21 protein-coding genes and 1 pseudogene are annotated in these 25,077 nt (G+C 65.9%); 10 read left to right on the top strand and 12 right to left on the bottom strand.

The window, feature by feature from the left end:
- Nucleotides 1–30: 30 nt before the first annotated feature.
- The gene (locus HL671_RS09405) at nt 31–1,008 is read right to left on the bottom strand and encodes an NAD(P)H-dependent flavin oxidoreductase (protein WP_172236234.1); all 978 of its coding nucleotides are present in this window, start codon (nt 1,006–1,008) and stop codon (nt 31–33) included.
- Nucleotides 1,009–1,167: 159 nt separating this feature from the next.
- Between HL671_RS09405 and HL671_RS09400 the strand changes: the two genes are divergently transcribed.
- Nucleotides 1,168–2,055 carry a LysR family transcriptional regulator gene (locus HL671_RS09400; protein WP_172236309.1) on the top strand — a complete coding sequence of 296 codons (888 nt, stop codon included), beginning with the start codon at nt 1,168–1,170 and terminating at the stop codon, nt 2,053–2,055.
- A gap of 25 nt (nt 2,056–2,080) precedes the next feature.
- On the opposite strand, the gene HL671_RS09395 is transcribed toward HL671_RS09400, so the two are convergent.
- Together HL671_RS09395 and HL671_RS09390 are read right to left on the bottom strand one after the other, a co-directional pair.
- The gene (locus HL671_RS09395; protein WP_172236233.1) at nt 2,081–3,712 is read right to left on the bottom strand and encodes an FAD-dependent monooxygenase; all 1,632 of its coding nucleotides are present in this window, start codon (nt 3,710–3,712) and stop codon (nt 2,081–2,083) included.
- A 90-nt stretch (nt 3,713–3,802) separates the two neighbouring features.
- Nucleotides 3,803–4,561 (bottom strand): IclR family transcriptional regulator, encoded by a 759-nt coding sequence (locus tag HL671_RS09390; RefSeq protein WP_172236232.1) that lies wholly within the window; start codon nt 4,559–4,561, stop codon nt 3,803–3,805.
- 151 nt (nt 4,562–4,712) lie between these two features.
- Here HL671_RS09390 and HL671_RS09385 point away from each other — a divergent pair, with 151 nt between their 5' ends.
- From HL671_RS09385 to HL671_RS09370, 4 genes are all read left to right on the top strand, one after another.
- The gene (locus HL671_RS09385; protein WP_172236231.1) at nt 4,713–6,044 is read left to right on the top strand and encodes an MFS transporter; all 1,332 of its coding nucleotides are present in this window, start codon (nt 4,713–4,715) and stop codon (nt 6,042–6,044) included.
- A gap of 452 nt (nt 6,045–6,496) precedes the next feature.
- Entirely contained in the window at nt 6,497–7,561 is a 1,065-nt protein-coding gene (locus HL671_RS09380) for an aromatic ring-hydroxylating oxygenase subunit alpha (protein WP_172236230.1), read from the top strand.
- A 269-nt stretch (nt 7,562–7,830) separates the two neighbouring features.
- Nucleotides 7,831–8,349, top strand: coding sequence for a flavin reductase family protein (locus HL671_RS09375; RefSeq protein ID WP_172236229.1), 519 nt, complete (start codon nt 7,831–7,833; stop codon nt 8,347–8,349).
- A gap of 67 nt (nt 8,350–8,416) precedes the next feature.
- Nucleotides 8,417–8,719, top strand: coding sequence for a hypothetical protein (locus HL671_RS09370; RefSeq protein WP_172236228.1), 303 nt, complete (start codon nt 8,417–8,419; stop codon nt 8,717–8,719).
- Nucleotides 8,720–8,755: 36 nt separating this feature from the next.
- Here HL671_RS09370 and HL671_RS09365 read toward each other — a convergent pair whose 3' ends face one another.
- The 4 genes from HL671_RS09365 to HL671_RS09350 all read right to left on the bottom strand — a co-directional run bounded on the left by HL671_RS09365 (nt 8,756) and on the right by HL671_RS09350 (nt 13,307).
- On the bottom strand, nt 8,756–9,352 hold the full coding sequence (locus tag HL671_RS09365) for a MarR family winged helix-turn-helix transcriptional regulator (RefSeq protein ID WP_172236227.1): 597 nt from the start codon (nt 9,350–9,352) through the stop codon (nt 8,756–8,758).
- A gap of 430 nt (nt 9,353–9,782) precedes the next feature.
- A complete protein-coding gene (locus HL671_RS09360) occupies nt 9,783–10,664 on the bottom strand; it encodes an alpha/beta hydrolase (RefSeq protein ID WP_172236226.1) in 882 nt (293 codons plus the stop codon).
- 246 nt (nt 10,665–10,910) lie between these two features.
- The gene (locus tag HL671_RS09355) at nt 10,911–11,333 is read right to left on the bottom strand and encodes a MarR family transcriptional regulator (protein ID WP_172236225.1); all 423 of its coding nucleotides are present in this window, start codon (nt 11,331–11,333) and stop codon (nt 10,911–10,913) included.
- Nucleotides 11,334–11,912: 579 nt separating this feature from the next.
- Complete coding sequence (locus tag HL671_RS09350; RefSeq protein WP_172236224.1) at nt 11,913–13,307, bottom strand: carotenoid oxygenase family protein; 1,395 nt, start codon at nt 13,305–13,307, stop codon at nt 11,913–11,915.
- Between the two features lie 396 nt (nt 13,308–13,703).
- Between HL671_RS09350 and HL671_RS09345 the strand changes: the two genes are divergently transcribed.
- Both HL671_RS09345 and HL671_RS09340 read left to right on the top strand, forming a co-directional pair.
- Nucleotides 13,704–14,714, top strand: a complete 1,011-nt coding sequence (locus HL671_RS09345) for an LLM class flavin-dependent oxidoreductase (protein ID WP_172236223.1) — start codon at nt 13,704–13,706, stop codon at nt 14,712–14,714.
- 160 nt (nt 14,715–14,874) lie between these two features.
- Complete coding sequence (locus tag HL671_RS09340) at nt 14,875–16,275, top strand: spinster family MFS transporter (RefSeq protein ID WP_172236222.1); 1,401 nt, start codon at nt 14,875–14,877, stop codon at nt 16,273–16,275.
- 160 nt (nt 16,276–16,435) lie between these two features.
- Here HL671_RS09340 and HL671_RS09335 read toward each other — a convergent pair whose 3' ends face one another.
- The gene (locus tag HL671_RS09335; RefSeq protein WP_246705843.1) at nt 16,436–17,110 is read right to left on the bottom strand and encodes an N-acyl homoserine lactonase family protein; all 675 of its coding nucleotides are present in this window, start codon (nt 17,108–17,110) and stop codon (nt 16,436–16,438) included.
- Nucleotides 17,111–17,248: 138 nt separating this feature from the next.
- Nucleotides 17,249–17,554, bottom strand: a complete 306-nt coding sequence (locus HL671_RS09330; protein WP_172236220.1) for a hypothetical protein — start codon at nt 17,552–17,554, stop codon at nt 17,249–17,251.
- Nucleotides 17,555–17,817: 263 nt separating this feature from the next.
- Here HL671_RS09330 and HL671_RS09325 point away from each other — a divergent pair, with 263 nt between their 5' ends.
- Nucleotides 17,818–18,708: a LysR substrate-binding domain-containing protein gene (locus HL671_RS09325; RefSeq protein WP_172236219.1), complete on the top strand. Its 891-nt coding sequence runs from the start codon at nt 17,818–17,820 to the stop codon at nt 18,706–18,708.
- A gap of 41 nt (nt 18,709–18,749) precedes the next feature.
- On the opposite strand, the gene HL671_RS09320 is transcribed toward HL671_RS09325, so the two are convergent.
- The 3 genes and pseudogenes from HL671_RS09320 to HL671_RS38935 all read right to left on the bottom strand — a co-directional run.
- The gene (locus HL671_RS09320; RefSeq protein ID WP_172236218.1) at nt 18,750–19,751 is read right to left on the bottom strand and encodes a DctP family TRAP transporter solute-binding subunit; all 1,002 of its coding nucleotides are present in this window, start codon (nt 19,749–19,751) and stop codon (nt 18,750–18,752) included.
- 163 nt (nt 19,752–19,914) lie between these two features.
- The gene (locus tag HL671_RS38940; protein ID WP_307769019.1) at nt 19,915–21,198 is read right to left on the bottom strand and encodes a TRAP transporter large permease; all 1,284 of its coding nucleotides are present in this window, start codon (nt 21,196–21,198) and stop codon (nt 19,915–19,917) included.
- 234 nt (nt 21,199–21,432) lie between these two features.
- A pseudogene (locus HL671_RS38935) lies at nt 21,433–22,020 on the bottom strand (TRAP transporter small permease); the annotation flags it as partial.
- A 414-nt stretch (nt 22,021–22,434) separates the two neighbouring features.
- Between HL671_RS38935 and HL671_RS09310 the strand changes: the two are divergent.
- Nucleotides 22,435–23,346, top strand: coding sequence for an NAD(P)-dependent oxidoreductase (locus HL671_RS09310; RefSeq protein WP_172236217.1), 912 nt, complete (start codon nt 22,435–22,437; stop codon nt 23,344–23,346).
- Nucleotide 23,347: 1 nt separating this feature from the next.
- Nucleotides 23,348–25,063 carry a dihydroxy-acid dehydratase gene (locus HL671_RS09305; RefSeq protein ID WP_172236216.1) on the top strand — a complete coding sequence of 572 codons (1,716 nt, stop codon included), beginning with the start codon at nt 23,348–23,350 and terminating at the stop codon, nt 25,061–25,063.
- Nucleotides 25,064–25,077: the final 14 nt, after the last annotated feature.

Here is a 25,077-nt window from a genome sequence, read left to right as displayed (position 1 = left end):
GCGCTCCCTGGTGGATGTCGCGAGGGTGGCTCATGCGGCGCCGGTGCGCAGCAGGAAATCATGCCGCGCCTGGTCGAATTCGAGCTTCAGCCGCTCGACCAGCTCGGCGACCGGCGGCGCATCGCTGATCTGCCCGATGCCCTGTCCCGAGCCCCAGATGTCGCGCCAGGCCTTCGGTCCCATGTTGCCGCCGGAGGCGAAGTTCATCTTGGATTTGTCGGCGGTCGGAAGATTGTCGGGATCGAGCCCGGCCGCCGCGATCGAGGGGCCGAGATAGTTGCCGTGCACCCCGGTGAACAGGTTGGTATAGACGACGTCGTGGGCCGCGTGCCGGATCAGCGCTTGCTTGTACGCGTCGTTGGCATTCGCTTCCACGCTCGCGATGAAGCGCGTGCCCATATAGGCGAGGTCGGCTCCGAGCGCGATCGCGGCTGCGATGCTGAAGCCGTCGCTGATCGCGCCGGACAGCAGGATCGCGCCCTCGAACCATTGCTTGACCTCGCGCACGAGCGCGAAGGGCGACAGCGTGCCGGCGTGGCCGCCGGCGCCGGCGCAGACCAGGATCAATCCGTCCACACCTTGCTCGGCCGCCTTGTGCGCATGCTTGGCGTTGATCACGTCGTGGAAAACGAGGCCGCCGTAGGAATGCGCGGCCGCGACGATCTCGGCAGGAGGCCTCAGCGAGGTGATGATGATCGGCACCCGATGCTTCACGCAGGTCTCCATGTCCTGCATCAGCCGGCCGTTGGAGGCGTGACAGATCTGGTTCACGGCATAGGGCGCGACCTTGCGGCCCGGATGGCGCGATTTGTGCTCGCCGAGCTCGTCATTGATCCGGGCCAGCCACTCGTCGAGCACGCCGGCCGGCCGGGCATTGAGCGCGGGGAATGAGCCGACCACGCCCGCCTTGCACTGGGCGATGACGAGCTCCGGTCCGGACACGATGAACAGCGGCGATCCGACCACCGGCAGTTCGAGACTCTCACGCAGCAATGCCGGCAACCCCATCGCGTCCTCCCGGAAGCATCCGGCGACGGCGCTCCCCATTGATCATGAACGTGCATTCGAACGACGTTCGATTTTGCGGCGATCATAAGCTTGGACATCGGCCGACGGGACGTTCAATATTGAACATAGCTAAGACCAGAATTGAACGGTTGGATGATGATGGATTGGGACCTGTGCAAGACGTTCATGGCAGTCGCGGAGACCGGCAGCTTCATGGCGGCGGCCCGTCGCCTGAGCACCAGTCACCCGACGGTGAGCCGCGACATCGCGGCGCTCGAGGCCCAGCTCGGCACCAAATTGCTGCTGCGCACGGCCGGTGGGCTCGCCCTCACCGCTCAGGGACACAGCTTCCGCCCGCATGCCGAGGCGATGGCGGCGGCGGCGCTGCAGGCGGAGATCGCGGTCGCCGCCGACGCGCGCAAGGCGCGCGGCACCGTCAGGCTGTCGATCGGCGCGACGCTCGCCTCGCACTGGCTGATGCCGCATCTGCCGGATTTCCTGCTGGCGCATGACCACGTGCAGCTCGACATCGTCACCTATCCCTATCCGGCGAGCGTGCGGAAGCGCGAGGCGGATATCGTTCTGCGTCCCACCGACAGCGGCGAGGAGAATCTGATCGGGCGCCGGATCGGCCGGCTCGGCGCCGGCTTCTACGCTTCGCGGCGCTACGCGGCGGAGCGGCGGCTGCCGGAGCGGGCCGGCGAGTGGAAGGGGCATCGCGTCATCGGCTTTGCTGATCCGGCGGCTCATGCGCAGCTGGCGCGCTGGAGCGATTCCGTCACCCGGCAGGGGACGGTGGTGATGCGCTGCTCGTCGCAAGGCGACATGCTGGCGGCGGCCTGCGCCGGTGTCGGCATCTGTCCGCTCGCCTGCTTCGTTGCGGAGAGCCATCCGGAGCTGGTGCGCGTCGCCCCGCAGAAGCTCGGCAGTCTCACCGAGCTCTGGCTGCTGGCGCATCCCGACCTGGTCGAGCTGCCTGCCGTGCGCGCCGTCATCGACTTCGTCGCCGCCCGCGCGCGCCTCGATCGCGTCCGGCTGCGGGGGTAGGGGCGCGTTGCGGCAGCAATGCCTGCTACGTCGTTGCGGCCCGTGGAGCTGCTCCGCTGTCGAGGTGCCCGATCGCGCGTCGCAGCACGCGGGCCGGTTCGGCGGGGGCCGACAGGCGATCCGCTGCCCAGGCGACGAACTGGTCCGGCCGCACCAGGATCAATCGCGCCTGGTATTTCTCGCGCCCCTGTGCCGCCGTGTCGTTGATGATCTCGAGCGGCACGCCGAGCTCCTTGGCTGCGGCCGCGAAGGCGTCCGCGGCCTCGCCGGCGCCGAGCGCGATGAGCGTGAAGCCGCGGCCGAGCCGCTCGAACACGTAGCCACCGGCGGACAAGGGCTGCGGCGCGAGATGGTGGCCGGCCCGCGCTGCAAATGCGTGTCCGCCGATCGCGCTGCAGGCTGAGCCCGGCGGTCCGAACACGATGGGGGAGCCCTCGTAATGCGGCTCGAACGCGTTCACCTCGGCCCGGGCGCCGGACCGGCGCTCCTCCCAGGCGGCCTCGAAATCGGCGCGATCGCGGGCCGGATCATGCCGGCGCAGGAAGTCGCGGTCGATGAGGATCGACTGCTCGATGAAGTCGCGCGCCGTCGAGGCGAATACCGGCTGCCGCTCGGCGCCGTAGCTGTCGAGCAGGCCCGGGCCTGCCCAACCTTGCAGCGTCGCCGCGAGCTTCCAGGACAGGTTGACCGCATCCTCGAAGCCGCTGTTGACGCCGTAGCCGCCATAGGGCGGATGGCTATGCGCGGCATCGCCGGCGATGAACAGCCGGCCGGCGCGATAGTTGTCGGCCACTGCGAAGCGGAGATCCCAGAAGCCGATATGGTCGAACGAAATGTCGAACTTGGCGCCGGCGGCCTCGTGCAGGAAACGCGCGAAATCGAAATTGTCGCGCGTGGTATCGGCCGGCACCGGCGCGTGAAAGAACCAGGTGCTGCCGAGATCGACGCGTCCGAAGAACTTCCAATAGCCGTCGAGCGCCGGATGCAGCACGTTGAAGAACGACTTGCCCGGATAGCGTTCGAGCAGCTGGTGCAGCTCGGTCGAGCGGAACACCAGCAGCACCATCAGCCGGTCGTGATCGGATCGGGTCTGGGTGAGGCCGGCCTGCTCGCGCACCAGCGAGCGGCTGCCATCGCAGCCGACCACGAAGTCCGAGCGCAGCGTGCGCTTGCGCCCCGCCGCATCGACGATGTCGGTCTCGGCGCCGGAGGCGTCCTGGCGCACCGCGGTGCAGGTCCAGCCGATCAGCGTCTCGATCGCGCCGAGCTCGGCGGCGCGCTGCCGCAGCACCGCCTCGGTGGCATATTGCGGCAGCCGCTCATTGTCGGCGGCGTAGAACGGCCGCACCAACTCGCGCTGCAGCCAGTCATGGCTGATGCCGCTGAGCAAGGTGCCATAGGTCGTGATGCCACCGATGCCGTAGTCGCGCGGAATCGTGCGGGCGGCGCGCAGCGCATCCTCGGCGCCCCAGACATGGAAATGCTCCATCGTGCGCTGGGTGAGATTCTGCCCCTTGGGGATCGGCTGCGGCGTCGCGTGGCGCTCGACCACGACGGATCGGATGCCGCGCGTTGCGAGATCGATGGCGAGGCCGAAGCCGACCGGCCCTCCGCCGACGATCACCACCGGTGCCTGCGTGCTGGTTTCCACGGCCATGCCTCCGTCGCTCCGCAGTCCACCGGCTGGGACGCCCGGGAGCGGTTGCTCCTCACTTGCCGTCTGGCATGAATGTCGTCAATATAAATCTCACATTATGAGATTAGCGAGTTCCGTCGCGGCAATCCGACGGGCGGCCTCGCGCACCTCGCCGCCGATCCGGTCGATCAGCTCACCCGTCGTCTGCCGCCCGGCGACGGTGACGCAGAGGCTCGCCACCGGATGGCCGTCATCGAGGATCGGCGCGGCGATGCCGACGGCGCCGGGGGTGACCTCGCCGAACGCGATCGCCACCCCGGCGCGCCGGATCTGCCGCAGCGTCGCGATGATCTCGTCCGCCGTGGCGCCGACGCCGACCGCGCGCAGGTCGGCGGCATAGCGTGCGATCAGCGGCTGCAATTGCGGCTTCGGCAGGAACGCCATGATGGAGCGGGCGATCGCGCCGCGGCCCATCGGCATCGGGCGCCCGCGCGGATAGCTGCTGACCGGATGCGGTGCCGAGGATTGCGAGGCGACGCACAGCATCTTGTCGCCGTACCAGCGCACGAGCAGCGCCGTGCAGGGATGAGCGGCCGTCAGTTGCGCGAGCTCCGGGGCCGCTGCCGCCACCAGCGGATCGGCGTGCCGGCTGAGATAGTCCATCTCGACGACGCGCGGACCCAGCGTCAGCTGGCCGGCGCGGGTGGTCATCAGCAACCCGCTCTGCTTCAGGCTCTTCAGATAGCGGTAGAGCGTCGGCCGGGTGTAGCCGAGCTCGCGCATCAGCTCGTCCGGCGTCCAATGCGGCCGCTGCTCGCTGAACAGGTCCAGCACCGCGAGCAGCCGATCCTGGCTCTTCGCCTTCTTCACCGGCCGCTCCAATCCATCCGCTCCGTCGTGACGGGCGCAGAACCCGGGTCCGAGGCCCGGAAAGCGCCACTTGAACTCGCAAAAATCTCATAATAAGAGATTTATAAGAAGCAATATAAAGCGGCCAACGGCCTCGGGGAAGGACACGCGGATGCAGATCGTCCACACGGACGGGCCGTCGACGGCCGAGGTCGACCTCCCTGAGCTGATCGACCGGCTTCCGATCGGCTCCTTCCAGATCCGGGTCCTGCTGATCTGCGCGGCAGTGCTGTTCGTCGACGGCTTCGACACCCAGGCCATCGGCTATGTCGCGCCGGCCTTGGCGCAGGAGTGGAAGCTCGCGCGTGGCGCGCTCGGGCCGGTGTTCAGCGCCGGCCTGTTCGGTCTGATGCTCGGAGCGATCATATTCGGGACCTTGGCCGACAGGATCGGCCGCAAGCGCATCATCGTGATCGCGACCACCGCCTTCGGCGTTGGCACGCTGGCGACGATGCTGGCGCAGGACGCGACCGTGCTGATCGTGCTGCGTTTCCTCACCGGCCTCGGATTGGGCGGCGCGATGCCGAACGCGGTGGCGCTGACCGCCGAACTGGCGCCGCATCGGCGCCGCGCCACCATGGTGATGGCGATGTTCGCGGGCTTCTCGATCGGTGCGGCGCTCGGCGGGCTGCTCGCTGCCGCGCTGATCCCTGCGTTCGGCTGGCGCTCGGTGTTCCTGGTCGGCGGCCTGGTGCCGCTGGCCTTGGCGCCGGTGCTCGCTGCCGCGCTGCCGGAATCGATCCGCTATCTCGCGCTGCTGCGCGGTCGCGACTGCGACGTCGCCGTGCTGCTGCGGCGGGTCGATCCGGAGCTGCGCATTGCAGAGGACGCGCGCTTCGTAGTGCCGGAGCCTCGCCTCACCGGCCTGCCGGTCGCGCATCTGTTCGCAGAGCGCCGCGGCGGCATCACGCTGCTGCTCTGGGTGGTGTTCTTCATGAGCCTGCTCGATCTCTATCTGCTGTCCAACTGGCTGCCGACGGTGCTCAACGATCTCGGCGTCTCGGTGTCGGCCGCCGCGATCATCGGCGCCATGCTGCAGGTCGGCGGCGTGGCCGGCACCTTCGCGCTCGGCCGCGTCATCGACCGGTTCTCGTTTCGTGCGCTCGCCGTCACCTATCTCTGTGCGGCCACCGCCGTCGGCGCCATCGGCCTCAGCAGTCACGCGATCGCGCTGGTGACCATCGCGATCTTCGCCGCGGGATTCTGCATCGTCGGCGGACAGATCGCCTCGAACGCCCTGGCGGCGACCTATTATCCGACCGCCATCCGGGCCACCGGCATGGGCTGGGCGCTCGGCATCGGCCGGATCGGCTCGATCGTCGGCCCGCTGATCGGCGGCGCCATGCTGGCGAGCCATGTCGAGGTCGAGACGTTGTTTCTCGTCGCCGCCATCCCGGCGCTGCTGGCCGCTGCAACAGCGCTGCTGCTGGCCAGGATCGTGTAGCTCGCGGCCATACCGACGATCACATCGGTTGTGCCGAGGTGACGTGCTGCGCGTGGTGCTTGCCGGCGTCCTGGGGACCTGTCGGCTCTCATGCCGCCGCAGCGAATGATAGATGTCAGAACATCAAAATGTCGAGGGCAAAAAGGTGTGTTGACATCGATAGTCCCCGTTGTAGGTTTTGGTTCCGGGGTGTCGCGATGCGACATCCCAGACTGCCTGAAGATGCTGCGAGCAAGCAGCGCCCGGCGATGGGAGGATGTCATGAGGATGCAACGCCCAAGGGGCTGGCCGTCGGTTGTCCGGCGGATCACTCGTCCCGATGTGGGATGCGATAGGCATCCCCTGCAGCTCTGCCGCTGGTCAGACCTGTCCCTCGTTCTGCGATCGCGGCGACACCACGAGGCTTGATCCCGTTCGACACTGCCATCCTCAACACAAGGAGTTCATCGTCCATGGCGACAGGGTACTCGCTGAATGGCTACGTTCGTCACGCATGGTACATGGCCGGCTGGGACCGGGACTTTACCCAGGCGCCTCAAGCTCGCGTGATGCTCGGCGAGCCGCTCGTCGTCTATCGGACCGAGGAGGGCAGGATCGTCGTGCTCGCCGATCGTTGTGCACATCGTCTCGCGCCGCTGTCGCATGGGCGTTGCGAGGGACAGAAGCTGCGCTGCCTCTATCACGGTGTCCTGTTCAATCCCGACGGCAGTTGCGCCGAGGTGCCCGGCCAGGAGATCGTGCCGCCGTCGGTGCGCGTGCGCGCCTATCCGGCGGTCGAGAAGGACAACGCGGTGTGGGTCTGGATGGGACCGGCGGACAAGGCCGACGAAGCGCTGATCCCGGATTTCAAGGGCTATGCGCATCCTGACTGGGCGCTCGAGCCCGGCCACATGGAGATGGACGCGCCGGCAAAGCTCATTCACGACAATCTGCTGGATCTGTCGCATGTCGGCTGGGTTCACAAGAACAGCTTCGCAGGCGGAAGCGATCGCGCGACGAGAGGCTGGATCTACGGTAAGACCGAGGTCGACAAGCTGCCGCGCGGCGTTCGCGTGACGCGCAGGATGGAGAACGTTCCGCCGGTTCCGGCAGGCGGGCTGCGCGTCCTGAAGGACAAGGGACCCGGCGACTTCTATTCCTGGTACGAGTTCCTCTCGCCCGGGATCTTCATCCAGTTTGCCGCGCGTTACCCGCAAGGCACGCTGGCGCGCTGCGGCGAAAATCCTCCGGATGTCGAGCCGCTGTTCTCGTCCTACACCTGCCAGGCGGTGACGCCGGTCACGGAAGGCAAAGCGCGCTACTACTTCGCCTTCGGACCGGATTCGCGTTTTCCCGGCGAGAAGCAGTTCTTCTTCGAGCTGAGCGAGCAGGCGTTCGGCGAGGACAAGACGATGATCGAGGCGCAGTACAAGATCATGAAGATGTCGCCCGAGGTCCGGACGATGCGTCTCGCGATGGACAAGGTCCTGTCGACCTACGAAGGCATCGAGAAGGATCTTCTGGCGGCAGAGGCGTAGCCTCTCTCGTCGTCCGCTGCTGCAATCCGCCGCCGTTTGCCATAACAGCCAAAGGAGCCGGAAGCTCACGCTTCTGGCGTGAGGCGCGCGATGGTCCTGCGTGGCGCGCCTCCCGGCCGCCCTCATGGTCCCATTCGGCTATTCGGCTGAGCAATGAAACGGCGCGCGTGCTCACCAATTGATGTGTTGACAACAATAGGCTCCGAGCTATTCTGCCGCTCGTGCACATGCCGCCGTCGAGCCGGCGAGCCGCCATACAGAGACAGTGAATGACGAGTCCGGACCAAGTCAACGTGTTGGAATTTCGCAAGGCGATGGGGCGCTTCATGACGGGCGTCACCATCGTATCAACAGTGGCGCCGGACGGCACCCTGCGCGGATTCACGGCCAACTCTTTCACGTCCGTCTCGCTGGATCCTCCGCTGGTCCTCGTCTGCGTCGCCAACGCATCCAGCAGCACGGCCGACTTCGTCGCTGCGCCGAGCTTCGGCGTCAGCATTCTGAGCCAGCATCAGGTCGACATCTCGGCGCGCTTCGCGCGGCCCGGCGACAACAAGTTCGAGGGCGTGGCGTGGAAGCTGTCGGAGCGCGGAAGTCCGATCATTCACGGCGCCATCGCCTGGCTCGATTGTGCCAGGCACGAAGCGATCAGCGCCGGCGACCACACCATCCTGATCGGGCGGGTCGCGGAGTTCGGCCATGAGAACGGGATGCCGCTCGGATATTTCGGCGGGCGCTATGTCGGGCTCGGGCGGGACATCGCGCCGAAGGTCTCGCGGTCACACTGACGTTGCCGGAAGCCAGGGTAATGCGTGCGGCTTGGATCAAGGCTCTTATTCTGACCGGGAGGCTCGGATGATCATCGAGGTCACGGACGGACGTTGCCGGCTGGTCGATGCCGGCAATTTTCGCGCGTTGAAGATCACGTCGCCGCGGAGCCTGTCGCAGGCGGCGCTCGTCTCGGCGCTCGCTGGCGTCGGATCGCTGGTGTCGCAGACCGATGCGCTGATCAATCCCGATGCGCTGCGGCGGCTCGCAGGGCCCGGCGTCGGTGCCGATTGGAACGTCAAGTTCGACACCATGCTGCGGCAGGCGGGGACAAGCGGCTGGATCGACGAAGCAAGCGGGGCGATCAAGGTCCACGTCGAGCTGGTCTGAACGCTGCAGGCAGCGACCTCTCCACCGCACTCGGGATCAGCTGTCCTGATCTGGGACCGCGCCCGAGTTTTCCAGCAGCACCAGCAGGTTCTGATCGAGCTTGGTGAGCAGCGCTACCAGCTTCTGGCGGTCGAGGCCCTGCAACAGGAAGCGATCGCAGGCGATCGACTGCGGCAGCATCTTGCTCTGCAGCTCGCGGCCCTTGCGGGTGAGCGACACGAGCATCGCCCGGGAATCCTGCGGATCCGGCACCCTTGCGACCAGTCCCTTGTCCTCCAGCTCGCGCGACAGGCGGCTGATCCAGGCCTTGTCGACCCTAGCCAGCCGGCTGATCTCGCCGACCGACATCTGGTCGGCATCGCGCAGCAGCGACAGGATCCGCATGTCGGTCATCCGGATGCCGAAGCGATCCTCGATGTTGACGGCGGTCAGGCGCGCGATCGCCTCCGACATGCGCGCGATCCGCACGACGATGAGATCGTCGAGGTACTGGACCTGGTCCTGAGGGGCGGCGGTCTTGTCCGCGGGCCGACGACGGTCGGAGCGGGCCTTGGTGGTCTTCTTCATTCGCTGCAGGCTGGTGGTGTTTTTCGGCGTCAACTCGAACGCGGGCGAAGGTGGGACGATAGCCATGCCCCGGACCGGGGAAGGCCGATGGCGACATCGCTTGCAGCTGGCGCCGGAGCAGGGCGCTGATCCGTTGCATACGATGACGCTTGGATGCCACACTACGCGGCCGAGGCCACTTCCTTCAACCCAGCATTTCGAATGACCGGGTCCGCACCATGGGGCGGCGCGGCCCACGACAGCTCCAGGACGAAAAAGGCCGGTGCGGGGAGAGCCATCAGGCCCTGGATCTGCGTGGGGAGCCATGCCCATCACACGCAAAGGCCTCGCCGGTCACGGCGAGGCCCGATGGTGGCGCCGGCGCGTCCCGCGCGGCGGTGTCCAGCACGTCTGACCTAGAGCATGATCCGGAAAAGTGGAAACCGGTTTTCCGAAAAGATCATGCTCAAACAAAGAGGTAAGATCATGATGCGTTTCTGTAGAAGCGCATCATGATCTAGGTCATCTGACGGACGAACCTCTCCAACAGCTCGCTGAAGGCGCTGTCGGCGCCGCCCAGGCTGTAGCCGGGTGTCAGGTGATTGTGCCCGCTCAGATAGATCAGGCGGGGGAGCCGGTCGTGCACGGCGATGCAATGCTCGACCAGATGGGCGGCCTGGCGCTGGAACGTCGGCGGGTCCAATTCGGAGACGGTGAACAGGCACGGCACGCGCTGCTGGAACAGCCCGGCCAGCGTCGACTGCTCGGCCCGGCGCGCTGGGTCATCGCCGTAATAGAGGACCTCGGAGGGCAGGCCGCCCTGGTGCCGCTCGAGATCAAAGATGCCCGACAGCAGAATCGCGGCCGCCAGGGGGGCGCGGCCGTCATGCTTGGCGAGCGTGAGATAGCCGGCCACGTGAACGGCGCCGGCCGACTGCCCGACCAGGACGATCTTGTCAGCATCGCCGCCGAACTGCGCCGCATGGTCGCGCAGCCAGGTGACGGCGGCATCGAGATCCTCCGGCCCGGCCGGCCATTGATGCGAAGGCGCGAGGCGATAATTGAGGGTGGCGCCGACGAAGCCTGCGCGCGCCGCCCAGGCGCCGAAATTGTTGAAGAACGGATCGTCAGGACCGCCCTTGCTGCCCATCGTGAAGCCGCCGCCATGGACATAGACCAGGATCGGACGGGACTGGCCGGCGGCGACCGGGACGAACACGTCGAGCCGGTGTCGCTCGTGCGGGCCATAAGCGAGATCGCGCTCCACGCTGCAGAACGACGGGGCGGGACGCGCCGCGGTCGGAGCCAGCAGCAACGATGTCTGCTGGATCAGCTGTGGCGTGATTGCCGTGCCGAGTTCTGACAGGGCCTCGCACAAGGCGATCGGAAGATTGGACATCAACGGTTCCTCAGCGTGAGCGACATTGACGGTTTCTGCGGCCTCTGCTCTCGCGGGCGGTGATGACGTCGCTCCTATCGTAAATGATGTCAAAACAACATAATGGATGTCAAGACATTTAAACCTCGTGAGAGAGGTCATAGCAAATGGAGCAAGACGGCAGACCACCCCTTTGACGTGAGGGTCGAGGGCTCGTGCCGCCGGATATGAAGGCCAGCCTGATCTCAGTCAGGCCGATCGATGGGATCAATCTTGCCCTGACTGATCGAGCATGAGTCCGGCCTCGCCCAGTAGAGCCCCGAGATTCTGATCGAGCTTCGCGAGCACGGTGACGAGCTTGCGACGGTCGATTCCCCGCAGCAGGAATTGCTCGCGCTTCGTCGCTTCGGGCAGCAGCCTGCGCTGGATGTCGCGGCCCTTGCGGGTGAGCGAGAGCAGCATGGCGCGGGAGTCCTCGGGGTCGGGAACGCGCTCGATCAGCCCCTTGTCCTCGAGCTCGCGAGAGAGGCGGCTGATCCAGGCCTTGTCCACCCGTGCCTGACGGCTGATCTCGGCCACCGACATCCTGTCGGCATCGTGCAGCAGCGCCAGGATCCGCATGTCGGTCATCCGGATGCCGTAGCGCGCTTCGAGGTTGATGGCTGACAGACGCGCGACCATTTCCGCCATGCGCATGATCCGGACCAGGACGAGATCATCGAGATGTCCGACCTCGTCGGAGCCGGTCCCGCGCGCGCCGCTGACTGGACGATGATCGTGTCCCGATCTGCTGGTCTGTGTCATCTGCGATGGGCTTGCTGGCAAATATCTGCGTCTGTCGGACGTATCAAGGCAATCTCGTCAGCCCCTTCTCGGACGTTGAGGCCGAGATCAGTGGCTCATCGCTGCACCTTGTCCGGGCAGATGCCCGGAATCACTGTCCGAGGTGAAGCTCGCGAACACTACGCGCGCAGAACGGTTTCCATCAACCCGGCATTTCAGGGGCTTGGACCGCACGGGATCGGTCGGCCCGCCCTGAACGGTGGCGCGAGCTCCACCCCAGCCGGACGACGACCGCCCGCGCAGGGCTGGACGCGCGCCCGCTGGGCGGCCCGCCGCGAGGAGAGGGGCCCTCGTCGGGGGACTGCTCGAAGCCTGCCCTCAGTCAAGAACCGGTGTGACGCCGATGCGCGTCTCAGCGGTGTCGAGAACGCTGCTGCAGCTCGCAGGCTGCAGCGGCGTGCGGCAGTGGTGCCGCACGCCGGCGCATCAATGTTGCCAGTCGGAGACGAAGCATCCGTGGAACGCCGCGGGCTGGTTGAACGGCAGACGAACGGTCGCCACCGGGCCCTGTTCCATCTTCATCGCGTCAGCCACGATGAGCTCGGCGCGGTTTTCCGACGCGACGTTGGCGAGGCAGACGACATAGCCCTCGCCCTCCGGAGCGTCCGGCGCGCGCGGCACGAACACCGGCTCCTGCGTTCCGCCGGGCGCGTGCGGCGTGGCGCAAATCGAGCGCTCGCCGGTCTGCCAGTCGATTCGCGTGATGCCCTCGAGCGATCGGTGGAAGCCATAGCGGTAGCGCTTCGACGCGAAGCGCTCATCGCAGCGCGGCATCTCGCCGATCGAGCCGGGAAACTGCTTGATGGAGACTTCGCCGCTCTTCAGATCGAAGGTCAGCCGCGAAATCATCGGAATGCCGAGCGCCGGATCGGTCTTGTTGCCGGACACGTCGCGGAACATGGCGAAGCTGTTGCCACGTGCGAGCGGCGCATCGATGTGCACGAGATGCCCTTCGGAATAGGCGTTCATCACATGCGCCAGGAACGCGCCGGGGACCTTGAACCATTTGATCTGCGAGACGCTGCCGCCGCGCGGCATGATGCCGTAGACCGGCGTGAGGTCGGGATCGTAGGCGTAGAAATCGCCACCCTGCCGGACCCGCCTCAGGTCGACCGTCAGCGGCATGATCGGGAAGATGATGTGCTCGGTCGTAAGCGCGAAATCGTGGCCGATGCCGGGGAAGGGCGACATGAACTCCTCTTCCCGGATCAGCTTGCCGTTGCGGTCGATGACCTGCAGCGTCATCTCGCCCTCGTAGCGCTTATGCGCGAAGATGCCATAGCCCCACCATTCCCCGGTGTCCGGATCGATCTTGGGGTGGGCGGTCATGGTCTTCGACTTGAGGCGGTTGCCGCAGGTCCAGGTGCCGAGCGTCTCCAGCGTCTTCGGATCGATCTCGGTCGGGTAGCTGTCCTCGCGCAGGGCGAACAGCTTGCCGTGATGCGAGAACGCGTGCGTGTTTGCGGTGTTGTCGCGATCGGTGCCCGCCGTCGACGGGTCATCGGTGAATTCGTTGCGATAGATGCCGTAGAGGCGGCGGCGCGCCTTGCGCTCGTGGCGCAGGCGCTCGGTCTCGACATAGCGGCAGCGGAAGTCCACTCCGCCATCCTCGATCCGGAACACCGAAATCACGCCGTCGCCGTTGATCAGCGCGTCGCCCTCCAGCGTCGGATAGGCGCGGTCGGGCCCGACCCGGAAATAGGATCCGCGCAGGTCCTTCGGAATCTCGCCGATGACCTCGCAGTCGCGCACGTCGGCCTCGAAACGCATGGGCCGCGAAAGACCCCAAAATCCGACGGATGGGTAAAGTGGCTCTGGCATGTTTCCTCTCTTGGTCTGTGGCACCACGCCCGTTGTTCGGGCGTGTCTCCTCGGGTGCGCTGAGCCGGGCTGGCCGTTGCCTCGCTCGGCTCGCCGGACGGCTCAGGACGACGTCCCTGCCGCTCGTTGCAAGAATGATGTCAACACAACGATATCGATGTCAAGCCGGTTCTCGCAGCCTGCCAGCAGGCCGGTTCGCGCCTCGCCGTGGCCTCCGATGGCGTGCCGCACTGCGGCAATCTGCTCACCTCGTTGGATGCAATGGGAAAAGCGTCGCGACTGTGGCCGCCAAGGGCGCTGCCGCGAGCGCATAACGTTGTTTGGACATCGTTGCGTTGACAACTGTTATCTGTTCTGTAGTGTCGCGCCGGGATGAGAGACATCGAAGGAAGGCAAATGAAGTTTGGAGTATTCGACCAGAACGATTCGTCCGGCCGGTCGGCTGCGCTGCAATATGAGGAGCGGCTGAAGCTTGCGGCCCTATACGAGAGCCTGGGCTTCTCGCATTACCAGATGAGCGAGCACCATGGCACGCCGCTGAGCACGACGCCGTCGCCGAGCGTGTTTCTCGCTGCGATGTCGCAGCGCACCAAGACTTTGCGCTTCGGTCCGCTGGTGTATCTGCTGCCGGTCTACAATCCGATGCGTCTGACCGAGGAGATCTGCATGCTGGACAATCTGTCCGGCGGCCGCTTCGAGTTCGGCGTCGGGCGTGGCGCGTCGGGCTTCGAGCTTGGCTATCTCGGCGTGAACCCGTCCGAGGCGCTCGAAAGGTACCAGGAGGCGTTCGAGATCATTCGCCAGGGGCTGGCGACCGGGCGGCTGGACTATCAGGGCAAGCACTGGTCCTACGCCGACGTGAATCTCTCGATCCGTCCGGTGCAGTCGCCGCCGCCGATCTGGTATGCGGCGGGTGGCCCCGACTCCGCGGCCTGGCCGGCGCGCAACTTCTTCAACATGGTCTGTGCCGGCCCGGTCGAGCGTGTGCGTGAGGTCGTGCTGCGCTATCGCTCGGAGCAGGCCTCCGTGCTCGACGGACGGGCGTCGGCCAATCTGTTCGGCGTCAATCGCTACATCGTGGTGGCGAAGACCGATGCGCTGGCCCGGGAGATTGCCGACCGCGCCTGGCAGGTCCATCACAAGAGCTTCTGGACGTTGTGGCACCGCTATGACAGCGAGCCGCGCGGCTGGAAGCTGCCGCCAACGCTCGATCCGCTGATCGAAAGCGGGTTTGTCGTGATCGGATCGCCGACGACAGTGCGCGCCGAGATCGAGCGCCAGGTCGAGATCAGCGGCGTCAACTATCTCAGCGGCAACTTCGCCTTCGGCGATCTCAGCTTCGACGAGGTCGTGGACTCCGTGAGCCTGTTCGCGGAAGCCGTGATTCCGGCGCTGTCGAAGCGCTAGGCGCGCCGCAGCGCCGGCCGGCAACGGCCGGCCGATCAGGTTGACCCATCACGAGCAGCGCTCGTCGAACGACGATGCGAGGCGCCGCGCAGCGGGGCCTCGCGCCATCAATCCAGAAAGGCTGCGGTCAAGCGGCTTCGGATTCATCAGGGGAGGGACCATGACGATCCTGTCGGCATCATTGGGCGCGGCCGACGCTGCGCAGAGTCAATTGTTACGGCGATCGTACCGGGCGCGGCTGCTGACGATCCTGCTGTTGGCCAACACGCTGAGCTTCGCTGACCGTGCGATTCTCTCGGCGGTGGTCGAGCCGATCCGGCACGAGCTCGGCGTGTCGGATCTGCAGATCGGCATGCTGCAGGGGCTGGCCTTTGCGGTGATGTATTCGCTGACCGGCATTCCGATCGGCTACCTGGCCGAGCGCCGCAGCCGCATCGGCATCCTCACGGTCTGCATCATGGTGTTCTCGGTCGCCACCGGTCTGTGCGGTCTGGCGGCCGGGTTCGTTCAACTGTTCCTGCTCCGTGTCCTGGTCGGGGTCGGCGAGGGCGGCTACATGCCGCCGGCAACGTCGCTCGTGGCGGATCACTACAAGCCGGAGCGGCGTGCCTCGGCGTTGGCCATCTTCCTGCTCGGAATTCCTCTTGGCTTCTTTCTCGGCTCGCTGCTGGCGGGCATCGTCGCCCAGCACTGGGGCTGGCGCATGGTGTTCTTCGTGATGAGCGTGCCCGGGGTCGTGGTCTCGCTCCTGATGATCCTGCTGCTGCGGGAGCCGCCGCGCGGCCTCGCCGAAGGGGCGATCGTCCGCGATGCTGCGCCGAGCTTCGGTGCCGTGCTGCGCGAGCTCTTGCGGCTGAGCGCCTTCCGCCGGCTCGTCGTGGCGGGGACCGTCTGCACCTGTGCGCTCAACGCCATCGGACAATTCCAGATGGTCTATCTGCTTCGTGTGCACCAGATGAGTCTTGGTCAGGCCGGCTTGGTCAACGGCCTGATCGCCTTCGTCTCGATCGGGACGGGCATGCTGATCGGCGGCAATCTGACGGACTGGCTCGCGCGCCGCGATCGACGCTGGTCGATGTGGTTGCCGGCGATCGGATGCACGGCAGGCGCCGCCTGCTTCGCGGCCGGCTTCGCCCAGACGGCGCTGCAGCCGGCCGTCGCGCTGATCACGCTCGGCGGGATCCTCGCCTTCTTCTATTCCGCCCCGTCCTATGCCACCGTACAGGCGATCGCGGGCGTCAGGATGCGCTCGACCGCCGTCGCCGTATTCGGTGTTTTCACGGGACTCTTCGGCGCTGGCCTCGGCCCGCTGTTCGTGGGCATCGTCAGCGACGCTCTTGCGCGGCGGAGCTTCACCGCCGGCGACTTCAGCGCCCTGTGCAATCGCGGCCAGGCGGTGTCACCCGATGCGGCGATCGATGCGGCCTGCCGCGCGGCCGCGGCCTCCGGGATCATGGGAGCCTTGATCGGCGCATCCGTGCTGATCGTGGTCGCGGCCGGATTCTTCTTGTTGTCCTCGCGCGCACTGAGAGAGACGGTCGGGGGATTTTCGACGCGGTGATCCATCGGAGCAGCGGCCGGTGAAGCCGCTCGAGAACTAATCTGCGTGCGGCCGGTTGGCTGGCGGCGTCATCTTCGACGCCGTCGATCATCTGACAGAATGACCGGTCGCGCCGCTCCGTCATTGTGCAGCGTATGACGTCGGCGACAACCTCAGCTGCCTAATCAAGCCTGACCGTTAGCGGATCATCTGATTGGGCACGATGAAATGAGCTAAGCACTGCGGGATCATGTCCGGGAATGATGAGCTCGGACGATGTCGCGAGCCTGCGCAACTTGCCATATCCTTCCAGCAGATCGGGCACGCTGGTGACGAGAGGAAACACTTCGTTTCGTTCCAAATGGCGGCGGTAGTGGCACGCGTCGGACGCAAGTACCATCCAACCGCGGTGCGTCGCCACGCGGACGAATTGCAGGCCGGCTGTATGACCGGGCGCGAGGTGGACGGAGATCCCCGGCGCAATGTCCTCGTCGCCGTCGTGAAACTCGACCCTGCCGGCAAATACGTTTCTCACGATCGCGCAGACATCCTCTGGCTCGTAGGCCATGCACAGACAGCGATGGCGCATCATGCGTCCCGTTGCGAACGCCATCTCGCGATCCTGAAGGTGAAACCGGGCCTTCGGAAACAGCGCATAGTTGCCGACATGATCGTAATGGAGATGCGTCACGATCACGTCCTCGATCTCCGCTGGATCGACGGAGAGCGCCCTGAGGCCGTCGCCCGGGCAACGGATGAACCGTCGTCCGCGCTTGGCCGCAACGTTGCGGTTAAATCCCATGTCGACGAGAACAGACCGTTCCGGCGACCGGATCAGCCAGACGAAATAGTCCATGTCGACGGGAGCGTCGTGCGGATCGGCTCCCAGGAAGATGTCGGAGGCGGGGCGCTGCTTCAACTCCGCATATTTGATCGCGTAGACCTCGTAGAGAGGTGTTGCAGGGGGGATCTGGGCAAGCGACATGGCACGCTCCTATTCGGCCGCAGTCGGAGCCGTTGCGGTCTCGTCCTCGCCCCCCAAGCGGGCCGGGCTGCGCCGCGCGCCGTATCTGTCGAGCGCGAGGTTCGAGGGCACCTCCAACGCGACATAGGTCAGAAAGAACAGCACTGCACCCAGGCCGGAGACGGATGCCGAGAACGTCAGGTCGGCATTCATCGTCAGGGCGGCAAAGCCGATATTGACGCGGTCGAGGAAGGCGATGACAAAGCAGGCTAACAGCAGCGGAAGATGACGCCAGCCGATCTTCGATATTGCTCGTGCGGCGATCGTCGAGTCCAAGGTCAACCTCCCCGTTGCCGCTGTGCTTGTTTTGCGTTACGGCATTCAAACCATCTGGCCGATGGTCCCGGCTTCAGGATAGTTTTGCCCATTCAGAGCCAGAACCATCCGGTCGATATGCCTCGCATCGCCAGACGCGATGCCTGTGGGCGTCGTGTGTGCGACGATGGGCGTCAGCGGTTGTTGTGCTCCGCTGGCGGATTGAGGGTGGCCCCGAGACTTGCTATCCCGCTGCAGCGGGCTTCGTCGAAGAAAGGAGCAAGATGCGCACGCTGGACTTCGTTTCGCTGCGTCTGTTTGCCGTGGTGATCGAGCACGGCAACATCGCGCAGGCCTCTCGCGTCAACGGCATTGCTGCCTCCGCGATCAGCAAGCGGATCTCCGATCTCGAAGACCAGATCGGCGTAGCGCTGATTCACCGGCTGCGGGATGGCATCCGGCCGACGGCTGCAGGGCAGGTGCTCTATGAGCATGTCCGCGGCATCAATTCCGCCGTCGACCGGCTCCAGGCCGATCTCAGCGAGTTCACCACCGGTGAGCGCGGGCGCATCCGGCTCTGGGCCAATACCTCGGCGGTGACGCAATTCCTTCCTGAAGACCTGAAGGTCTATGTCGATCAGCGTCCCGCCGTCCGGATCGAGCTGCGCGAGGATACCAGCGCGCGGATCATCGAAGCGGTGAGGGACGGGACGGCCGACATCGGCATATTTTCCGGCCATATCGGCCAGACCGATCTGGAACAGCGCATCTATCGCCGCGATACGCTGATGGTGATCGTGCCGTCCGGCCATGCGCTGGCGGATGCGAAGGCGGTCACCATTCGTGACCTGGAAAACTACGATCACGTCGGCTTGCAGGTCGGCAGCTCGCTTCAGGCCAAGGTCCTCGAAGCGGCACGCGAGGCGGGCGTCGAGATCAACTTGCGCGTCCATGTCTTCGGCTTCGATGGAATCCGACGCATGGTGGAGGCAGGCCTCGGCATCGCCATCCTGCCGCAGGGCGCCGTGCTGCCTTACCTGGACAGCCGCAGCCTTCGCGCGGTGCCGCTCGACGAGCCCTGGGCCAACCGGACCCTCTATGTGGCCTATCGCGACTACCGCGCGCTTCCATTGGTCGCCCGCTATCTGGTCGAGACGCTCGCCCCGCTCGCCTGAACGCGGCCGATGCCACGCCGGAGGAGAGCGCTCGATCGGGGCTAATTCGAGTTCAATTTCAGCTCCGTGAAGATCAGGTCGATGACCTCCTGGCCGACCCGGCCGACGGCCCATCGATAGGTCGGGCGCATGGCCTGCGCCCATCTGGCCCGCTGCGCGTCGGAGAGGTCGTGGAACGTGCTCTTGCCGGATGCCTTAAGCTCGGCGAGAGCGTCGTCGTTCTCCTTCTTGGCGATCGAATTGGTGTAGTCCGTCGCTTCGTCCATGGCCTTCTCCAGCTGAGCGCGGATGTCGGCGGGAAGCCCGGCCCAGAACTTCGAATTGACGATCACGGCATATTGGAGATGCTCGTGATAGGAGGTGGTGATGTGCTTCTGGACCTCGTGGAACTTCTGCGTGAGGTAGTTCGAGGCCGTGTTTTCGCACCCGTCGACGACCCCGGTCTGCAGCGCCTGATACACCTCCGAGAACGCCATGATCTGAGGAACGGCGCCGACCTCGCGATAATAGCGGTCGGCGACCTTCGAGCCGGAGATGCGGATCTTCAGGCCCTGAAAGTCGCTCGGCTCGATCAGAGGCCGGTTGGATGACGCGAGATAAAATCCATTGTCCCAATAGCCAAGCCCGGTGAGCCCCTTCGCTTCGAGCTTCTTGAACAGATATTTGCCGATCGGCCCCTTCATGGCGGCGGCATAGGTGGCCTCGTCCTTGAACAGCCAGGGCAGGTCGAGCGCCTCGAACTCCTTGACGCCGAGCGGGGCGAACTTCGCCGTCGCGGGCGCCAGCATCTGCACCGAACCCAGTTGCAAGGCTTCGATCTCCTCCTTGTCCTTGTACAGGCTGGAGTTCGGATAGACTTCGACCGAGACCCTGCCACCCGTATACGTCTCGGCCAGCTCCTTGAACTTCAGCGCGCCCTTGCCCTTCGGCGTATCGGGGGCGACGACATGGCTGAATTTGATCACGATCGGCGCCTGGGCGAGGGCGGCCTCGGCGCTGGAGATGAAGGCCGCAGCCATGATCAACAGAAGGCTTCGTTTCATTGGCGTTTCCTTTCTTGGGCCTGAGAGGCAGCCGCCGCAGCTTTACGGCGTCCGGAGGCCGGCTGGCGGAGAGACATTCGACGTCACAGTGGAGCGATCGTCGGGCGCGGGCGAGCTCAGCAGCACGCGGGATCCGGTCGAGCCGGGCGCGAGGAGGCGCATGTCAGAGCATCCCTAACATCCGCGGCAGCCACAATGTCAGGCCTGGCCAATAGGTGACGATGACGAGGAAGCCGAGCATGGTGATCAGCCAGGGCAGGACAGCGACCGCGAGGTCGGTGATGCGCATCCTTGCGATCATCGAGGCGACGTAGAGGTTCAGGCCGACCGGCGGGTGGCAGAGCCCAACCTCCATGTTGACGTCGATGACGATGCCGAAATGGACGAGATCGATGCCGAGCTTCTTGGCGGCGGGCGCGAGGATCGGGGCCATGATCAGGATGATCGAGTTCGGCTCCATGAAGTTGCCGGCGAGCAGCAGGAGCACGTTGACCACCGCGAGGAAGCCGATCCAGCCGAGATTCTGTGCGGCGATCCAGTCGGCGAGCGTCGACGGCAGGTTCTCGTTCGACAGCACGAACGAGAACAGCACCGCGTTGGTGACGATGTAGAGCAGCATCGCGCTGGTGTTGGCGGCGCGCAGCAGCACCCGCGGCACGTCCTTCATGCCGATCGCCTTGTAGACGAAGACCGAGATGAAGAAGGAGTAGACCGCGGCCATCGCGGCGGCTTCGGTGGCGGTGAACAGGCCGGAGTAGATGCCGCCGATGATGATGACGACCAGCATCAATCCCCAGATGCTCTCGCGGAACGTCCGCAGCGTCTCGCCCCAGCTCGCCTTGGGCAGGCGCGGGTAGTCGCGCTTGCGAGCCAGCCACCAGGTCACGACGCAGAGCATGGCGGTGAGCAGAAGGCCGGGCAGGAGACCTGCGACGAACAGCGCGCCGATCGAGGTGTTGGTCCCGACGGCGTAGACGATCTTGGGGATCGAGGGCAGCATCAGGATGCCGAGCGAGCCCGCCACCGTGATGATGCCGGCACCGAAGCGCATCGGGTAGCCGTGCCGGACCATTTCGGGCAGCACGATGGCGCCGATCGCCGCGACGGTCGCAACGCTCGATCCGCACACCAGCGCGAACATCGCGCAGGCGACGATGCCCGCGAGGCCGAGACCGCCATGCCAGTGCCCTATCAGGGAGGTGGCGAAACCGATCATGCGGCGCGCGACCCCGCCATGGGTGAGGAAGTTGCCGGCGAGGATGAAGAACGGAATCGCCATGATCTCGAAGCTCTCGATGCCCGTGAAGAGCTTCATGGAGACCGCTTCGATCGGCACCGCCGTCAGCGTGAACAGGAAGGTCATCACGGTCAGGCCGAGCGCGATGGAGACGGGCACGCCGGTCAGCATGAGCGAGATCAGCAGCGCAAAGATGGTTGCGGCCCGCAGCGCCTGCGGCAGGATGAACAGCTCGGCCTTGCCCGCGATGCAGATCGCAAAGATCAGGATCGGCGCCAGGATCAGGATGAAGCCGAGCGGCGAGAGCTTGCGCGCGGCCGCCTTCGTCGCCGCTCCCGCTGGCTGCGGATGCAGCGCCGGCGAAGCGTTGGCCTGCACCCCCTCGACATGGGCCTCGTCGTGATGCGGCAGCGTCCCCGTCCAGAAGTAGGACCAGGCGACCTGCAGGAAGCGGAAGCACATCAGGCCCGATCCCAGCGGGATGGCGAGGTAGACGATCCACATCGGCACCTCGAGATCGTTCGACTGCTGGCCGGTGTGGAACATGGCGCGGACGAACGAGGCGCCGAAGGTCGCGATCATGCCGGTGAAGACCGCACCGCATAGCAGAGCGAACAGGATCACCTGCTTGCGCGAATGTTCGGGGAGGCGGTTGACGAGCAGGTCGACGCCGACATGGATGCCGGTGCGGACGCCATAGGCGGCGCCGAACTTCGCCATCCAGACGAACATGTAGATGCAGAGCTCCTGGGCCCAGGACAGGTCGAGCTCCGAGGCAAAGGTAAACACCGCTTGGGCAGCGGCGGCGAGCCGCGGCAGACCGTGTGCCGTTGCCCATCTCGCGAGCGCGATGGACTCGCCCGCGCCATAGCGATGCAGCACGGCGATGAAGATCAGGCCGGTCGCCGCCGCAATGAGGGTCGCGATCAGCCATTCCTCGATATGGTCGAGTGCGCCGTTGAAGAGCCGCGCGATGGTCGGCGGTTGAAACGGGGCGCGCGTATTCGTTCGCACGGGGACGGTCTCAAGCATGCGAGGCGGGCCGGTTCGAAGGGGCGGGGGGCGGACACAGCCGCGCGGCGGCACGGGGCGCTCGGCGAGCGAGCGTCGCAGCGTCATGGCGGAGGCGTGCCGGGAACGCGACAGGCCAGATGCTCCCGCCTGACGGCGGGCCGGAATGCTGATCCAAATGTGCCTCCCTCGTGCGGCGATGTGCTTCTTGATTGCTCCCAGCGCGCGAAGCCCGCCCTGCTGGGTTGCCGCGAGAATAGATTTGGCAGGACAGCGCGAAAACCATCGACTCGGCACGGGCGCCATCGCGGCTTGCGATGGCAGGGGGCGCGCGGCGCGGCCATCGTGAGCTGCGAGGTCGGCCGTCGCCAATGAACGATGGCCCTCGCGATTGGCTTGCCCGATGGTCGCTCGCAAATCGAGAGGGAGAGGAACGTGACGATCGGATTTGTCGGGCTCGGACAGATGGGCAGGCCGATGGCCCATAATCTCACGAGGCCGCCCGGCAACTACATCGTCTGCAGCCGGCGCGCCGAACATTTCGCCGAGTTCGCCGATCGGGGCGTACAGGCAACGACCCGCGTTGCCGATCTCGCGGGCGCGGAGGTGCTGGTCCTGAGCCTCCCCGGGACTTCAGCAGTGAACGAGGTCCTGTTCGGCGTCGATGGGGTCGCGAAGCGGCTTCAGCCGGGAGCGCTGGTCATCGATACCAGCACCATCAGCTACGGCGCGACGGTGGAGATCGGCAGGACGCTCCGCGACATGCAGCTGTCGTTCGTCGATGCGCCGGTGTCGGGCATGCAGGCCCGGGCGGAGGACGGGACGCTGACCATCATGTGCGGCGGCGATGCCGCCGCGTTCGAGGCTGCCCGGCCATGGCTCCAGCGCATGGGCCGCGACATCCTCTACATGGGCGCCGCCGGCGCGGGCCAGCTGACCAAGCTGATCAATCAGCTGCTGTTCGACATCAACGCTGCGGCTCTCGCCGAGGTGCTGCCCATGGCGGCGAGGATGGGGCTCGATCCCGAGAAGGTCGGCGCCGTCGTGAACGGCGGCACCGGCCGCAGCTACGCCTCCGAATTCTTCGTCCCGCGCATCCTGCAGAATCGGTTCAGTGACGGCTATCCGATGAAGCACGCCTACAAGGATCTGGTGAGCGCAGCCGAGCTGTCGGCAGCACGGGGCATTCCGATGCCCGTGCTGGCCGCGGCCACCGCCACGTATCAGCAGGCGCTGCTGCGCGGCCATGGCGACCACGACAAGGGCGGCATGATCCGGGTGTTCGAGGATCTCCTCGGCGTCCGGTTCCGCAGAGACCTCTCCACAGACGCGCGCAAGGACAATTAGGATGAGCAGGAGCCATGGCATCGCCCGCGGCCTGACGAACTATGGCGATCAGGATTTCGCACGCTATCTTCGCCGCTCGTTCGCGCGCTCGATGGGTCTGTCCACCGAGATGCTGGGCAAGCCCATCGTCGGCATTGCGGTGACGCCGTCCGGCTTCAACAATTGCCACCGCGCGATGCCGGAGCTGGTCGAGGCCGTCTCCCGCGGCGTGCTGGCGGCTGGTGCGCTGCCGCGAACCTTTCCGACGATCTCGCTCGGTGAAGTGTTCCTGAACCCGACCAGCATGATGTTCCGCAACCTCATGGCCATGGATACGGAAGAGATGATCCGGGCGCAGCCGATGGATGCGGTCGTGCTGATCGGCGGCTGCGACAAGACGGTGCCGGCGCAGTTGATGGGGGCGGCCTCGGCCAACATCCCGGCGGTCCAGCTCGTGACCGGTCCGATGTCGACCGGGCGCCATCGCGGCGAGAGGCTGGGCGCATGCACCGATTGCCGGCGCTTCTGGGGCAAGTATCGCGGCGGCGAGATTTCGCGCGACGAGATCGACACGATCGAAGGCCGGCTGTCGGTCACCAGCGGCACCTGCGCCGTGATGGGAACGGCGAGCACGATGGCCTGCATCGCCGAAACGCTCGGCATGTCGCTGCCGGGAACGGCGACCATTCCGGCCACTCATTCCGACCGTCTGGTTGCGGCGGAGGAAACGGGCAGGGCGGCGGTCGCGTTGATCAACACGCCGATCACGCCGAGCCAGGTCATCACGCATGAATCGGTCGAGAACGCGTTCCGCGTTCTGATGGCGCTGGGCGGCTCGACCAATGCCGTGATTCACCTGACCGCCGTCGCCGGACGGCTCGGCATCCGCATCCCGCTGTCGCGGCTGAACGAGATCTCCGACGAGACGCCGGTGCTGGTCGATCTGAAGCCGGTCGGCGAGGGCTACATGGAGGATCTGCACGCCGCTGGCGGCATGGGAGCGGTGCTGCGCGAGCTGCGTCCGCTGCTGAACCTGGACACCCTCAACGTCGAGGGGCGCAGCCTGGCGCAGCGGCTCGACGAGCCGCTCGATTGGGTCGACCGCAGCGTGGTGCGTCCGCTCTCCGATCCGGTGTCGCGCCAGGGCGGGTTGATCGCGCTGCATGGCAACCTTGCCCCCGACGGGGCGATCTTCAAGCGCGCGGCGGCGACAGAGGCCTTGTTCGAGACGGAGGGCCGCGCCGTCGTGTTCAGCAGCCTGGAGGATCTCGCCCGGCGCATCGATGATCCCGACCTCGATGTCCATCCCGAGGACGTCCTGGTGCTGCAGAATGCCGGCCCCGTCGCGGCGGCGATGCCGGAGGCGGGGTATCTGCCGATCCCGAAGAAGCTGGCGCAACGCGGCGTGAAGGACATGCTGCGCATCTCCGACGCCCGCATGTCGGGCACGGCATTCGGCACGATCGCGCTGCACGTGTCGCCGGAGGCCGCGGTCGGCGGCGCGCTCGCGGCCGTCAGAAATGGCGACCGGATCCGCTTGTCGGTGCGCGACAAGCGCCTCGACGTTCTGGTCGACGACGACGAGCTTGCGCGCCGGCTCCGCGATCATGTGCCGCCGCCTCAGCCTGAGCGGGGCTACGAGGCATTGTATCGACAGAACGTGACGCAGGCGCCGGAGGGATGCGACTTCGCCTTCCTCGTCCCATCGTCGCTGCGTCAGCATCGCAACGCGACCTAGCCCAAGGGAGATCC

The sequence above is a fragment of the Bradyrhizobium denitrificans genome, assembly GCF_013179005.1.
In the GTDB taxonomy this organism is placed as follows: domain Bacteria; phylum Pseudomonadota; class Alphaproteobacteria; order Rhizobiales; family Xanthobacteraceae; genus Bradyrhizobium; species Bradyrhizobium denitrificans.
The sequence above is the reverse complement of the archived record's forward strand: the minus strand, read 5'-3'. Positions and strand labels throughout refer to the sequence as shown.